We start from the raw sequence: 13,373 nt of genomic DNA on the forward strand, positions 1-13,373 counted from the left end.
GAAGGCCGGATGGCCGGCGCGGCAGATCCCGCCGCGCCGGTCCGATCCGCTGCCGGCGATCAGCCGACCTTGCCGCCCGCCTTGGTGCAGGCCGCGGCATCGGCCGCCGTGGTCCAGCCATGGCCCTTGCAGGAATTCAGCCCCTTGCACGAGCTGCTGGCGGTCTTGCAGGCGCTCTGGCCCTTGCAGGCATTGGCGCCCATGCACTTCACTTCGGCCTGGGCCGGCGCGGCAACCAGCGCGATGGTGCCGGTGGCGAACAGCGCGGCGGCGGCGGCGGCAACGGCCATGTTTGTCTTGCGTGTCATCGTTGTATCTCCCTGTGGGATGGTCTCCGCCGGCGGCGGTGCGTTTCACGTTGCACCGCAGGACGTGCCCTGCGGCCGGAAACGATGCTAGGCTGGTTGCCGCCGCAACACCGACTCACAGCCGCGTGACCAGGAACACAAGACCGTGACCGCCACCCCGCGCCGCCGCACCGGCTGCCGCCTCGCCGATCTGACCTGGCCGGAAGCCGCAGACCTGATCGGCGACGGCCTGCCGATCCTGCTGCCGGTGGGTGCCGCGGCAAAGGCGCATGGCCCGCACCTGCCGCTGGGAACCGACCGCCTGGTGGCCGAGGCCGTCGCCGAACGGCTGCTGGCGCAGCTGCCGCTGCTGATCGCCCCCACCATTGGCGCCGGCTATTACCCGGCCTTCGTCGACTATCCCGGCAGCCAGCATGTCGGCGCCGCCACCTTCCAGGCGTTGGTCACCGAACTCGCCGAAAGCTATCTGCGCCACGGCGCCGAGCGGATCGTGATCCTGAATAACGGCGTCTCGACCGCGGCACCCCTGCAGCTTGCCGCGCACGACATCCTGCACCGCCACGGGATCAGGATCGTGATCGCCGACCTGCCCGCGCTGGGCCACAGCTGTGACGGGCTGTGGGAGGCGGAGCCGGGCGGCCATGCCGACGAGAAGGAAACCTCCCTGCTGCTGGCCATCGCACCGGCGCTGGTCCGGCTCGGCCGGCTGGCCGATACCGTGCCACCGGCAGCAGAGGAGGAAGACGCAGCGCCGCTGCATCTCCGCCGGCCGGTGCGGCTGACCCCGGAAGAGCGGCCCGGCGGCAGCCTCAGCCGCAGCGGCGCCACCGGCGATGCCACGCGGGCCACGGCGCAGAAAGGCGAGAAGCTGCTGGCGGCGATCATCGCCGATATCGTCGCAGACCTTCGGCGGCTGTGGCCGGACCTGTGAACGGGCCGGCGGCCCGGCTTGCGGATGGGCCTGCGAACTGGCCCGCGACCGTCAGACGATCCGCAGGTTGCGCGGGTTGGTGCGCAGCTTGAGGTCGTTGACCGCCACCTCAAGCACGTTGATGGCGCGCTTGGTTTCCTCCAGTTCCTGCCGCAGGGCATCGACCTGGCTCTTGATCTCGCCAAGCTCGGTATATGTCAGCTGCGCGGCGCGCTCGTTCTCGGCGAAGAATTTGTTATAGGCGGCGAACTGCTTTTCGATGCCGCCCATGCGGACTTCGAGGTTCATGCGCATCTGGCTGATGCGCTGCTCGAAATTGCCCAGATGCAGCAGAAGCCAGGCGCCCAGCCACAGCATCAGGATGGCGGCCCCGAGGATATACAGCCAGTCGTTCATGCGGCACCTGTCCGTCGCGCGAATCCAATAACCGGCCCCCCGCGGGTAGAATACAGTGCCGCAATATCCGCGCGCAATCGCAAGCTTGGAGGCTAGCGCCGGGGTAGCGGCCGGCCGCCGAACACCACCTGGCGGAGCGGATTGAGGCCGATCTGGTAGGCCAGCGCCGCCGGCCGGTCGATATCCCACACCACGAAATCCGCGGTTTTTCCCGGCTCCAGGCTGCCGCATTCCGCCTGCAGGCCCAGCGCCCGGGCGGCCTGCCGGGTCACCCCGGCCAGGGCCTCCGCCGGGGTCAGGCGGAACAGCGTGCAGCCCATGTTCAGCATCAGCAGCAGCGAACTGACCGGCGAGGTGCCGGGATTGCAGTCGGTGGAAACCGCGATCGGCACGCCATGGCGGCGCAGCAGATCGACCGGCGGCAGCTGCGTCTCGCGCAGCATGTAGAAGGCGCCGGGCAGCAGCACCGCGACGGTGCCGGCCCCGGCCATCGCAACGATGCCGGCTTCGTCGAGATATTCCAGATGGTCGGCCGACAGGGCACCGAACCCCGCGGCCAGCGCGGCGCCACCGAGATTGCTCAGCTGTTCGGCATGCAGCTTGACCGGCAGGCCATGCTGCCGTGCCGCCGCGAAGACCCGGCGCGTCTGTTCCGGCGTGAAGCCGATCCCCTCGCAGAAGGCATCCACCGCATCGGCGAGTCCGGCTTCGGCGGCGGCCGGGATGATCGCATCGCAGACCAGATCGATATAGCCGTCCGGATCGCCGGCGAATTCCGGCGGCAGCGCATGGGCCGCCAGCAGGGTCGTGCGGATGCGCACCGGAAAGGCGTTTCCGAGATGCCGCGCCACCCGCAGGCATTTCAGCTCGTTCTCCAGGTCGAGGCCGTAGCCCGACTTGATCTCCAGCGTGGTCACCCCCTCGGCCAGCAGGGCGCGCAGCCGCGGTTCGCTCTGGTGCTGCAGCCCGGCCGCATCGGCCTGCCGGGTCGCGGCGACCGTTGCGCGGATGCCGCCGCCGGCCCGGGCGATGTCCTCATAACTGGCGCCGGTCAGCCGCAGTTCGAATTCATGGGCACGGTTGCCGCCATAGACCAGATGGGTGTGGCAGTCGATCAGCCCCGGGGTGATCCAGCCGCCGCCGAGATCATGCACGGCCGTCTGCGGACCGATGCCTGCGGCCGGCAGGGAAGCCGCCGGACCGATCCAGGCGATGCGGCCGTCGCGGATGGCGATGGCGCCATCGCGGATGGTCCCGAAACCGTCACTGCCCGGCTCCGTGTCCGCCTGGGCCCCTGTGGCCTGAATCTGGGCCATGGTGGCGATATCGGCGCCCCGCCAGACGCTGTCCCAGCTGCCGGTCATCTGTGCCTTTCGCTCCGCTGCGGCTTCTGCCAACTTATATATACAACTCGGGAGACCCCGTCATGCACCGCTTCCTGCTGCACCGCGCCCTGCTGCCCGATGGCTGGCATGACGACGTGCTGGTCGCGGTGGATGCGCAGGGCCGGATCACCGCCGTCACCCCGGCAGCGCCGGAGGCCGGCGCCGAACGGATTGCCGGCATCGTGCTGCCCGGCCTGCCCAACCTGCACAGCCATGCCTTCCAGCGTGCCATGGCCGGCCTGGCGGAAGCCGCCGGGCCGGGGGCCGACAGTTTCTGGACCTGGCGCGAGACCATGTACCGCTTCGCCGGCCGCCTGACCCCGGCCGATATCGAAGCGATTGCCGCCCAGCTCTATGCCGAGATGCTGCAGGCCGGCTACACGGCGGTGGCCGAGTTCCATTACGTGCATCACCAGCCGGATGGTCGTCCGTATGACGATCCCGCCGAACTGAGCTGGCGCGTGCTGGCCGCCGCCGAGGCGGCCGGCATCGGGCTGACGCATCTGCCGGTGCTGTATCGTCATGGCGGCTTCGGCGGCCGCGAGCCGCAGCCGCGCCAGCGGCGGTTCCTGCACGACAGCGATGCCTATGCGCGGCTGCTGGACAAGCTGGTGCCGGCCTTCGCCGGCCGGGCCGACCGCCGCCTCGGCATCGCGCCGCACAGCCTGCGCGCCGTCTCGCCGGACCTGCTGCGCGCGGCGCTGGCCGCCATCGACGGGATCGACGCGGCTGCACCGGTGCATATCCATATTGCCGAACAGATCGCCGAGGTGGAGGAATGCCTCGGCGCCACCGGCCGGCGGCCGGTCGACTGGCTGCTGGATCAAGGGGTGGTGAACGACCGCTGGTGCCTGGTGCATGCCACGCATCTGACCGCCGGCGAAACCGCACGTCTCGCCGCCTCCGGTGCCGTTGCCGGCCTGTGCCCGACCACCGAGGCCAATCTCGGCGACGGCCTGTTTCCGGCCGTGGAATTCCTGGCCGCCGGCGGGCGGATCGGCATCGGCTCCGACAGCCATGTCAGCGTCGATGCGGCGGAGGAACTGCGCCTGCTGGAATACGGCCAGCGGCTGACCCGGCGCGGGCGCAGCCTGCTGGCGGACGGGCCCGGCCGCTCCACCGGCCGGCGGCTGTTCGATGCCGCCTGCCGCGGCGGGGCGCAGGCACTGGGCCTGCAATGCGGCGCCATTGCCGCAGGCTGCCGGGCGGATTTCGTCCGCCTGGACGACGAGGCCGCGACGCTCGCCGGCGCCGGCGGCGATGCGGTCCTCGATGCCTGGATCTTTGCCGGACAGCCGGTCTCGCCGATCCGCGATGTCTGGGCCGGCGGCCGGCACGTGGTCGAGAATGGCCGGCATGTCCGCGCCGGCGAATTCGCCGCGCGCTACCGCCAGACGCTACGCCGCCTCGCCGAGCAGTGACAGGCTGCCGCCGTCGCGGCAGAAGGCGATCAGGCGGCGCAGGAAAGCCTCGCCCTCGGCCACCTGGCTGATCTCGATATATTCATCCGGCTTGTGCGCTTCGCGGATATTGCCCGGACCGCAGACCACGGCCGGAATGCCGCCGCCATGGAAGATGCCTGCCTCGGTGCCGTAGGCGACCGCATGGGTGCGGTTCTGGCCGGCGATCTTCAGCGCCAGAGTCTCCGCCGGGTTGGCACCGGCCGGAAAGAAGCCCGGCACATGCGCCACCACGCCGGTCTCGATGCCGGCGCCGGGATGGATGCGCCGCATCTGCGGCTCCAGCTGTTCGGCGGCGAAGCGCCGCACGGCTTCGACGATGGCCGCGTCATGGGCCGGATTGACGCTGCGCACATCCCATTCCAGCCGGCATTCGCGAGCCAGGATGTTGCGGGCGGTGCCGCCATGGATCTCGCCCACCGTGATGGTGGTATGCGGCGGCTCGAACCGCGCATCGCAGTGTTCCGGCTTCTGGTATTCGCGCTGCAGGCGGTTGATCTCGGCGATCACCTCGCCGGCATACTGGATGGCATTGACGCCCTGATGCGTCGCGCTGGAATGGGCTTCGAGGCCGCGCACCAGCGTGCTGCAGGCGCAGACGCTCTTGTGCGCATTCACCACCTGCATCTCGGTCGGCTCGCCGATGATGGCAAGCTTCGGCCTGGCGCTGCTGCGGCTGGCGAAATCGACCAGGCCATGGGCACCGAAGCAGCCGACCTCCTCGTCATAGGAGAAAGCGAAATGCAGCGGCACGCTGAGCGGCTTTTCCAGCATCTCCGGCAGCAGCGCCAGGCAGATGGCGATGAAGCTTTTCATGTCGGACGTGCCGCGGCCGAACAGCCGGCCGTCGCGTTCGGTGATGCGGAAAGGATCGCTCGACCACGGCTGGCCATCGACCGGCACCACGTCGGTATGGCCCGACAGCACGATGCCGCCGACATCGCGCGGCCCGATGGTGGCGTAGAGATTGGCCTTCTTTCCGGTCGCATCGAAGATTTTCTCCGATGCGATGCCGTGGCCGGCCAGATAGCCGGCGATGTCTTCGATCAGGGCAAGGTTGCTCAGCCGGCTCGTGGTGTCGAAACCGACCAGGCGGGCTATCCAGTCGAGGGAAGCCTGGGAGGGAGCGCTCATCCAGCCGGTTTAGGGCCGCGCCGCCCCTGCGTCAATCGTCCGCTGCCGACCGGTCAGTCGCCGCCGGCCCGGCTGGCCGGATTGCCGACCATGGCGAGGAATTCCTGGCGGGTGCGCGGGTCCTCGCGGAAGGCGCCCAGCATGCGGCTGGTGACCATGGTCACGCCCGGCTTGCGCACGCCGCGGGTGGTCATGCACTGGTGGGCGGCCTCGATCACCACCGCCACGCCGCGCGGCTGCAGCACGGTCTGGATGGTATTGGCGACCTGGGCGGTCAGCTTCTCCTGGATCTGCAGCCTTTTGGCATAGACCTCGACCACCCGGGCCAGCTTGGAGATGCCGACCACGCGCTTGCCCGGCAGATAGGCGACATGGGCCTTGCCGATGATCGGCACCATGTGATGCTCGCAATGGCTTTCGAGGCGGATGTCGCGCAGCACCACCATCTCGTCATAGCCGTCGGTTTCCTCGAAGGTCCGTTCCAGCATGGCGACCGGGTCCTCGCCATAGCCGGCGAAGAATTCCTCGTAGGAGCGCACGACGCGGTCGGGCGTGCCGACCAGGCCTTCGCGGTCGGGATCGTCGCCGGCCCAGCGGATCAGCGTGCGTACGGCGGCCTCGGCCTCTTCGCGGCCCGGCCGCGCTTCGGCGGCGGCACGGGCGGCTTCGTCATTGGCCTTGACGAGGGACTGGACGGTTCCGGATTTTGCCATAACGGGTCTGGTCCTGTGCTGTCGGCCATCCGGCCGGAATTTCCCCCAAAACTGGTGCGGTTTGCCGCCGCTGGCAAGCCTGCGGGACCGCATCCTCTCTCATTTACGCCGGCCGGATGCCGGCGGATCAGTTCAGCCGGCGCATCTCGTGTGGGCAATCGAGGGAAAAGGCCGGAATCGCCACATCGAATTCCTCGCCCCCCTCGGTGACCATCTGGTAGCTGCCGACCATGAAACCGGACGGCGTCGGCAGCGGGGTGCCGCTGGTATACTCGAAACTGTCGCCCGGCCCCAGCACCGGCTGCTCGCCGACCACGCCGGGCCCGCGCACCTCGTCGATGCGGCCGCGGGCATCGGTGATCCGCCAGTAGCGGCTGCGCAGCTGCACGGTCTCGCCGCCGGCATTCTCGATCTTCACGTTATACGCCCAGACATAGTAGTTCTCGTCCGGCGAGGACTGCTCTTCGAGGTAAACCGGTTCGACGGTAATCGAGATGTTGCGTGTCGTCTGCTGGTACATGGCCCTGATCCGCTGACGCCGTTGCGGCTCCGCCAGACAATATAAGCGTGAAAAAATAATAGGGTCGGCGGGCGGAATGTCCAGCCGCCGACCGGCCCGGCGGATTCCGGAAAAGCAACGGCCGCCCCCGCTTTGCAGGGGCGGCCGTCCGGCGATCCGCGATCGCGGATTACTTGCGCAGGAAGATCTGCGCGTTGCGGTTTTCGTCGTTGCGCACGCCATCGGCGGTCGGCACCAGCGGCCGGCTTTCGCCGTTGGCGACCGTCTGGATGGCACCGCCACCGATGCCCTTGCCACGCAGATAGGTGGCCACCGCATCGGCGCGACGCTGCGACAGCCGCAGGTTATAGGCATCCGAACCCGAACGGTCGGCATTGCCTTCGATCTTCACGTTGGTCATGCCGGTCGCCTTGAAATCGGCGATGGCGCGATCCAGCACCTGGGCGGCCACCGGCGAGATGTCCGACTTGTCGAAGGCGAAGAACACGATGTAGGTCTCCGGCGCCTTCGGGGCCGGCGGCGGCGCGGCGACCGGGGCCGGCGCGGGCGGCGGCGGAGGCGGCGGCGCGGCAACGGCCGGCTGCGGCATCGGCGCCGGGGCGCTGCCGAAGCGGTAGGTCAGGCCGAGCAGCACCGAATGGACCTGGTTGCCGCCCTCGATGCCGACACCGGAGGTGCTGGTCGAGAACTTGGTGTCGCCGAGATACATGTAGCGGTAATCGGCGCTGAGCAGCCAGTTGCTGTCGAGCGCATACCACACACCGGCAACCGCCTGGCCGGCCCAGGTGGTGTCGGCATCGTCGCTGGTGGTGTTGTTGACCCGCACATCGGTGGTCATGCGGGCGACGCCGAGGCCGGCGCCCACATAGGGGCTCCAGCTGCCGGCCGGCATGAAGTCGTACATCAGGTTGGCAAAGCCGGTATACAGCTTGGCTTCGCCGTCGGAGGTGGCACCGCCATTGGCGCGGTCGACGCCGAAGCTGCGCATGCCGAGTTCGAGTTCGGGGCGCAGGCCGTTGCCGAGCGCATAGCCGCCCTTCACGATGCCGGCCCAGCCGGTGTCGAATTCCAGCGAATTGATGTTGCCCGCACCGGTGATGTCCGCATCCTCGAGCCACGAGGCGCCGCCACCGATACCGACATAGGGGCCCGACTGGGCAAAGGCCGGGGCCGAAGCCAGCGCCAGCAGGGCTGCACCGGTCAGCAGAGCAACACGAACCGTCATAGGACTTCTCCTCAGAATTTCACTGCGGCCGGGAACCTGGTTCCGCCAGCCGATCACATGGGTGCCTCAACCCGAAATCACTATACCAGAGGGTGCCGTGGCGGGTAACGCCTTCCGCCCACGCGGGCACGAAAAAGCCGGAATGTTGCCGCGCGGCAACAGGTTATCCCGCCTTATCAAGGGCCTGGGACAGATCGGCGATCAGGTCGCGGACATCCTCGAGGCCGACCGACAGCCGCAGCAGGTCGTCACCGATCCCCAGATGGGCCCGCTCCTCGGCCGTCAGCCGCTGGTGGGTGGTGGTCGCCGGATGGGTGACCAGGCTTTTGGAATCCCCGAGATTGTTGGAAATATCCACCAGTTTCAGGGCGTTAAGCACCCGGAAGGCCCCCGCCTTGCCGCCTTTGGCGCGGAACGCGACCATGTTGCCGCCGGCGGTCATCTGCCGCATGGCCAGGTCGTGCTGGGGATGGTCGGGGCGGCCCGGATACAGCAGGCCGGGTACCCGGCCCGCCGGCGCAGCGATTCCGGGATGGCCGGCCAGCGCATCGGCCAGCCGGGCGGCGTTCTCGACATGGCGGGCCACCCGCAGTTCCAGCGTCTCCAGGCCCTTCAGCATCACCCAGGCGTTGAACGGGCTGAGGGCCGGGCCGGTATGGCGCAGATAGGGGGTCAGTTCGTCGGCAATGAAGGCCTGGCTGCCCAGCACCACGCCGCCGAGGCAGCGCCCCTGCCCGTCGATATGCTTGGTCGCCGAATAGACGACGATGTCGGCGCCCAGTTCCAGCGGCTTCTGCAGGACCGGCGTGGCGAAGACATTGTCGACGACGACCCGGGCGCCGGCCTTGCGGGCCAGCGCGGCCACCGCCGCGATGTCGAGCACTTCCAGCGTCGGGTTGGACGGCGTTTCGAGGAACACCACCCGGGTGCGCGGCCCGATCGCCGCCTGCCACTGGGCCAGATCGGTGCCGTCGACCATGGTGGTCTTCACGCCGAAGCGCGGCAGCAGGTCGCCGATGATATAGGCGATGGAGCCGAAGACGGCGCGCGACGAGACCACCTCGTCGCCGGCCTTCAGCTGGCACATCAGCGCGGCATTCACCGCCGCCATGCCGCTGGCGGTGGCGCGCGCCGCCTCGGCACCTTCCAGCAGCGTCATGCGCTGTTCGAACATCTCCACGGTAGGATTGCCGAACCGGCTGTAGACGAAGCCCGGCTGCTCGTTCCTGAAGCGGGCCTCGGCGGCTTCGGCGCTGTCATAGCGGAAGCCCGAGGTCATGAAGATCGCCTCGGAGGTTTCGCCATGCTCGCTGCGCCGGGTGCCGCCGCGCACCAGCCGGGTCGCCAGCTGCCAGTTGCGGGGATCGGTGCTGTCCTTGCTCATCGTCCAGTCCTCGTCTGCGGACCGCGGCGGGGCAGACGCAAAAACCCCGGACCGCAGGCCCGGGGTTTCATCAACCACCCGACCTTTTAGCGGAATGTTTAACGTGGTCCGCAAGCCGGTCGGCCCAAATCACCACGAAGTGCCGAGGGTGATACGGCGCGGCGCGGCCAGCGTCAAGACGCAACCGGCATCCGGGCCGGGCCGTTGCGGGCCAGGCCGGGCCAGGTCGCGCCCGCGCCGGCCAGTCCCGGCCGACGTGATCCCGGAAAAGCCGGCAAAATCCCGTTGAAGCCCACTGATTTTCATTCAAGCTATTGAAATTACTAATAAATTACCCCAGACAGCCGTGCTCCGGGCGGATTTCGATTCCCGGGACATGATCAGAACAATATATGAATTTAATCTTGACATCAATCCCAAAATAGATATATTTTCACTTTATGTTCTTAAACGAGGACCGCCATGCCAGCATCTCTTCCGCGAGACCCCGGCTCCGCCAGACCCCGGAGCCGGAGGACGGCAGCCGCGATCCTTTCGGCCGCGACCTGCGCTTTCCCGATCCCGGCCGGGAACGGGCCCTGCTGCCCAAGGAAGGCGATCTCGATGCGGCGGCCGGCGGCGGAAATCCGGCTTCGTCATTCCTTGAATTCCGCGCGGTCGGGAATCCGGTTGAAGGCGATCTTCGCACCCATGAAATCGGCGCGGTGGCCGGGCAGTGCGCCGATATGCACGGTATCCTTGCCGAACTTGCCGTTCAGGGCATCCATCGCCGCCGACAGCTTCGTCCGCGCCGCCGCCCGGGCGGGGCTCTGCGCGAGGCCCGAGCCGCCGCCGAACAGGTCGAGCGTGGCCTGGCTTTCCGGCGCCAGCCCGTGCAGCCCGATGCCGACCTTGAGAAACCGCGCCGGCCGCGCCCCCTTCCCGGTCTGGCCGGTTTCGCGCAGCATCGCGTCCCACAGCCGCGTCACCGCATCCAGCAGCACGAAATTGTCCTGGGTTTCAGTCAGGCGGAAATCGGCAGACCAGCGCCCGCCCGTCTCGAACCGCGCCTTCAGGCTGAACCCCGTCGCCAGCAGGCCCATGCGGCGCAGCCGGCTGCCGGCCTTGGTGGCCAGCCGCCGCGCCACCAGCAGCGCGGCCCCGGCATCGCGGAACTGCGGCGGCAGCACATGCTCATGAGTGATGCTGCGCCGCGCCGACGACTGCGTGTAGTCGCCGATGCCGCGGATGCGCTGGCAGAAGGCCGGACCTTCGCGGCTGCCCCAGATCTCGCGGGCCCGGCGCGGATCGAGCGCCCAGAGATCGGCCATGCTGTGGATGCCGGCGGCATTCAGGCGCCGCTCCATGTTCGGCCCGATCCCCGGCAGGTCGCGCAGCGGCAGCGGCAGCAGGCGGCCGGGCAGCTCGTGGCTTTCGATCATGGTCAGCCCGTCGGGCTTCTGCATGTCGGCGGCCAGCTTGGCGAGGAACTGGTTCGGCGCCAGCCCGATCGAACAGCGGATGCATTCGCCCAGCCGCTCGCGGAAACCGGCCTTGATGCGATGCGCCAGCGCCACCGCATTCTCCTTCAGCCGTTCCGGCCCCATCAGCTCGCAGGACACCTCGTCGATCGACCAGGTATGGGCCACGGGAATATGCCGGTCGACCTCGTCGAGGATCTTCTCGTGCATCTCGACATAGCGGTCATGGCGGGCATCGACGACCCGGATGCCGGGGCATTTCTGCCGCGCCTCCCAGACCGGCGTGCCGGTCTTGATGCCGAAGGCCTTGGCCTCGTAGGAGGCGGCGATGGCGGAGGTGGTCTCGGCGCGCACCGGCACCACGATCACCGGGCGGCCGCGCAGGGCCGGATTGTCCTGCTGTTCGACCGAGGCGAAATAGCTGTTCAGGTCGAGATACAGCCAGCGCAGCGACGATGCCTCCCATGCCGAGCGCAGCACGGCAGAGTCAGACTGCGTGCGCCCCGCGGCGGGATCGGCGGCGGGCTCGGCAGACGGGATGGCAGGCAGGGCGGGCGGCATGGCTTGATTCTGGCCCCGACTATAGCGCGGACCGGGCCGGTTGAAAACAAAGATGGAACATTCGCCGGCCGGTTCCGCTCCGGCCCGTTCCGGCCGCGCCCCTATTGCGGCCGCAGCCCGGTGGCCAGGGTCAGCTGGTCGAGGCGCGGCTCCATGGCGAGGCCCGGCCGCAGGCCCCAGAGGGTCTGGCCGTAGAACAGCGGGATCACCGCCAGCTGCTCGCTGGCCCGCCGGTTGGCCGCCGCCATCAGGCGGTCCTGGTCGGCCGGCTCCGATGCCGCCATGGCCTGGTCATACAGCCGGTCGACCTCCGGATCGCGGAAATCGCCGTGGTTGGAAGTGCCGCGGCCATGGGCCGGATCGGGCGCCAGCGCCAGCGCCCGCACCGCCGTCGATGCGGTGGAGATCGCATTGCCGGCCAGGAAGAAGGCCGCCCGCTCGCGGGCCCGGATGGTGAAGAATTCGGCCGGCGGCTGGGCCTCGACGGTGACGCGGATGCCCAGCGGCAGCAGCATGGCGCCGACCGCCTCGGCGATGCGGCGGTCATTGGCATAGCGGCCGTCGGGCGCCAGCAGGCGCACCGCGAAACCGCCGCCGTACCCGGCCTCGGCCAGCAGGCGCCGCGCCTCGGCCGGATCGTAGCCGGCGGTCATGCCCGGCGCATATCCCTCCATGTCGTCGCGCACCAGCTGCCAGACCGGAATGGCAAAGCCGCCCATCACCCGCTCGACCAGGGCCGGCCGGTCGATGCCCAGCGAGATCGCCCGGCGCACCCGCAGGTCACGGAAGGGATTGCGGCCGCCGGTATCCTGCAGGTCGGGCAGGGCGTCGCGCTGCTGCTCCATCTGCAGGTGCATCAGCCGGTTGGCCGGCGCGCTGAGCACCGTGAAACCGCCGGACCGCAGGGCGGCGACGCTGCCCGGTGGCACCTGCTCCACCAGGTCGGCATTGCCGTTGCCGAGCGCGCGGATGCGCCGCTGGTCGTCCTCGATCACCGTCAGCAGAATATTGGGCCAGGCCGGCGGCGATCCCCAGTAGGCCTCGTTGCGGCGCAGCGGCAGGCTGGTCAGGCCGGCCCCATCGGGCGCCGCCGCCAGCCGGTAGGGCCCGCTGCCGACCGGCAGGCCGGATTCCGCCGGCCAGGCCAGCGGCCGCCCGGCCGCATCGGTGCAGCCGCCCGGCCGCCACAGGGCGCCGGCGGGAAATTCCGCCGGTGCGGCGACGATGACGATGCCGGCCAGCGCATAGGGCAGCTCGGAAAACCGCCGGCGGAAATCGAAGACCAGCCGGTCGGGTGCCGGCGCGGCGATGCCGGCGATGTCGCGCAGCAGCGGCGCGAAGGACAGCCGGTCGCCCTGCATGGCCTGCGCCCGGCAGTAGCTGTAGACGGCATCGCGGGCGGTCAGCGGCCGGCCATCCTGGAACCGCAGGCCGGGCCGCAGCTGCAGGCTCCAGCGCCTGGGCGCGGTCTCCTGCCAGTCCTGCGCCAGCAGCGGCTGGCGCTGGCCGCCGCCATCCCGCCAGACCAGAGGCTCGTAGAGATGGAAGGCGACCGACTGGTTCGGCGCGAAATTATGCTGGTGCGGGTCCAGGCTGGTCGGTGCCGCCGCCAGCACGATGCGCAGGCGCGGCTCGATTCCCACCTGCTGGACGCCCTCCTTCTGGGCAGGCGGCGTCTGGGCAGACTGTGTCTGGGCAGGCAGGGGCCGCGGCACCGCAGCCGCGGCGGCCAGCAGCAGGCCCAGCCAAAGAACAGGGTGCCGCGCCCTGCTGCGGCACCGCCGGCGATCCGGTCGGCTCATGATCTCCCCGCGGCCCGGCCGGAACGGCGGGCATAAGACCGTATGAAATCAGGCCGATGGTAAAGGATTGATGACAATCCGCAGGGCCCGGCCG

General features: G+C 69.2%; 12 protein-coding genes and 1 riboswitch. Of the genes, 2 read left to right on the forward strand and 10 right to left on the reverse strand.

Going from position 1 to position 13,373, the window contains the following annotated elements; genetic code table 11:
* Positions 1-59: 59 nt before the first annotated feature.
* Positions 60-308 (reverse strand): hypothetical protein, encoded by a 249-nt coding sequence (locus ACEQZY_RS16300; protein WP_341705326.1) that lies wholly within the window; start codon positions 306-308, stop codon positions 60-62.
* 145 nt (positions 309-453) lie between these two features.
* Here ACEQZY_RS16300 and ACEQZY_RS16305 point away from each other — a divergent pair, with 145 nt between their 5' ends.
* Positions 454-1,239 (forward strand): creatininase family protein, encoded by a 786-nt coding sequence (locus ACEQZY_RS16305; protein WP_370155810.1) that lies wholly within the window; start codon positions 454-456, stop codon positions 1,237-1,239.
* Between the two features lie 51 nt (positions 1,240-1,290).
* On the opposite strand, the gene ACEQZY_RS16310 is transcribed toward ACEQZY_RS16305, so the two are convergent.
* Positions 1,291-1,635, reverse strand: coding sequence for a hypothetical protein (locus ACEQZY_RS16310; RefSeq protein WP_341705324.1), 345 nt, complete (start codon positions 1,633-1,635; stop codon positions 1,291-1,293).
* Positions 1,636-1,727: 92 nt separating this feature from the next.
* Positions 1,728-2,999 (reverse strand): imidazolonepropionase, encoded by a 1,272-nt coding sequence (hutI, locus tag ACEQZY_RS16315; RefSeq protein ID WP_370155812.1) that lies wholly within the window; start codon positions 2,997-2,999, stop codon positions 1,728-1,730.
* Positions 3,000-3,061: 62 nt separating this feature from the next.
* Here hutI and ACEQZY_RS16320 point away from each other — a divergent pair, with 62 nt between their 5' ends.
* The gene (locus tag ACEQZY_RS16320; RefSeq protein WP_370155814.1) at positions 3,062-4,441 is read left to right on the forward strand and encodes a formimidoylglutamate deiminase; all 1,380 of its coding nucleotides are present in this window, start codon (positions 3,062-3,064) and stop codon (positions 4,439-4,441) included.
* Here ACEQZY_RS16320 and argE read toward each other — a convergent pair.
* The 7 genes from argE to ACEQZY_RS16355 form a co-directional block, all read right to left on the reverse strand.
* Positions 4,418-5,614, reverse strand: coding sequence for an acetylornithine deacetylase (gene argE / locus ACEQZY_RS16325; protein WP_341705599.1), 1,197 nt, complete (start codon positions 5,612-5,614; stop codon positions 4,418-4,420). The two genes, ACEQZY_RS16320 and argE, sit on opposite strands and share 24 nt — an antisense overlap.
* 53 nt (positions 5,615-5,667) lie before the next feature.
* The gene (gene folE, locus ACEQZY_RS16330) at positions 5,668-6,327 is read right to left on the reverse strand and encodes a GTP cyclohydrolase I FolE (RefSeq protein WP_341705598.1); all 660 of its coding nucleotides are present in this window, start codon (positions 6,325-6,327) and stop codon (positions 5,668-5,670) included.
* Positions 6,328-6,454: 127 nt separating this feature from the next.
* Positions 6,455-6,847, reverse strand: a complete 393-nt coding sequence (apaG, locus tag ACEQZY_RS16335; RefSeq protein ID WP_341705597.1) for a Co2+/Mg2+ efflux protein ApaG — start codon at positions 6,845-6,847, stop codon at positions 6,455-6,457.
* A gap of 169 nt (positions 6,848-7,016) precedes the next feature.
* Positions 7,017-8,072, reverse strand: coding sequence for an OmpA family protein (locus ACEQZY_RS16340; RefSeq protein WP_370155817.1), 1,056 nt, complete (start codon positions 8,070-8,072; stop codon positions 7,017-7,019).
* A 163-nt stretch (positions 8,073-8,235) separates the two neighbouring features.
* On the reverse strand, positions 8,236-9,456 hold the full coding sequence (gene metZ / locus ACEQZY_RS16345; RefSeq protein WP_370155819.1) for an O-succinylhomoserine sulfhydrylase: 1,221 nt from the start codon (positions 9,454-9,456) through the stop codon (positions 8,236-8,238).
* Between the two features lie 66 nt (positions 9,457-9,522).
* A riboswitch (SAM riboswitch) is annotated at positions 9,523-9,602 on the reverse strand.
* Positions 9,603-10,091: 489 nt separating this feature from the next.
* Complete coding sequence (locus ACEQZY_RS16350; protein WP_370155822.1) at positions 10,092-11,477, reverse strand: hypothetical protein; 1,386 nt, start codon at positions 11,475-11,477, stop codon at positions 10,092-10,094.
* Between the two features lie 101 nt (positions 11,478-11,578).
* Positions 11,579-13,120 carry an ABC transporter substrate-binding protein gene (locus ACEQZY_RS16355; protein ID WP_370155824.1) on the reverse strand — a complete coding sequence of 514 codons (1,542 nt, stop codon included), beginning with the start codon at positions 13,118-13,120 and terminating at the stop codon, positions 11,579-11,581.
* Positions 13,121-13,373 lie beyond the last annotated feature (253 nt).

It is taken from the genome of Ferrovibrio sp., from assembly GCF_964218355.1.
GTDB lineage: Bacteria > Pseudomonadota > Alphaproteobacteria > Ferrovibrionales > Ferrovibrionaceae > Ferrovibrio.

Coding starts and splice junctions, on each gene's coding strand:
- apaG (WP_341705597.1), bottom strand. CDS start 6,847: ATGTACCAGCAGACGACACGCAACATCTCGATTACCGTCGAACCGGTT.
- ACEQZY_RS16310 (WP_341705324.1), bottom strand. CDS start 1,635: ATGAACGACTGGCTGTATATCCTCGGGGCCGCCATCCTGATGCTGTGG.
- ACEQZY_RS16320 (WP_370155814.1), top strand. CDS start 3,062: ATGCACCGCTTCCTGCTGCACCGCGCCCTGCTGCCCGATGGCTGGCAT.
- metZ (WP_370155819.1), bottom strand. CDS start 9,456: ATGAGCAAGGACAGCACCGATCCCCGCAACTGGCAGCTGGCGACCCGG.
- hutI (WP_370155812.1), bottom strand. CDS start 2,999: ATGACCGGCAGCTGGGACAGCGTCTGGCGGGGCGCCGATATCGCCACC.
- ACEQZY_RS16340 (WP_370155817.1), bottom strand. CDS start 8,072: ATGACGGTTCGTGTTGCTCTGCTGACCGGTGCAGCCCTGCTGGCGCTG.
- argE (WP_341705599.1), bottom strand. CDS start 5,614: ATGAGCGCTCCCTCCCAGGCTTCCCTCGACTGGATAGCCCGCCTGGTC.
- folE (WP_341705598.1), bottom strand. CDS start 6,327: ATGGCAAAATCCGGAACCGTCCAGTCCCTCGTCAAGGCCAATGACGAA.
- ACEQZY_RS16350 (WP_370155822.1), bottom strand. CDS start 11,477: ATGCCGCCCGCCCTGCCTGCCATCCCGTCTGCCGAGCCCGCCGCCGAT.
- ACEQZY_RS16300 (WP_341705326.1), bottom strand. CDS start 308: ATGACACGCAAGACAAACATGGCCGTTGCCGCCGCCGCCGCCGCGCTG.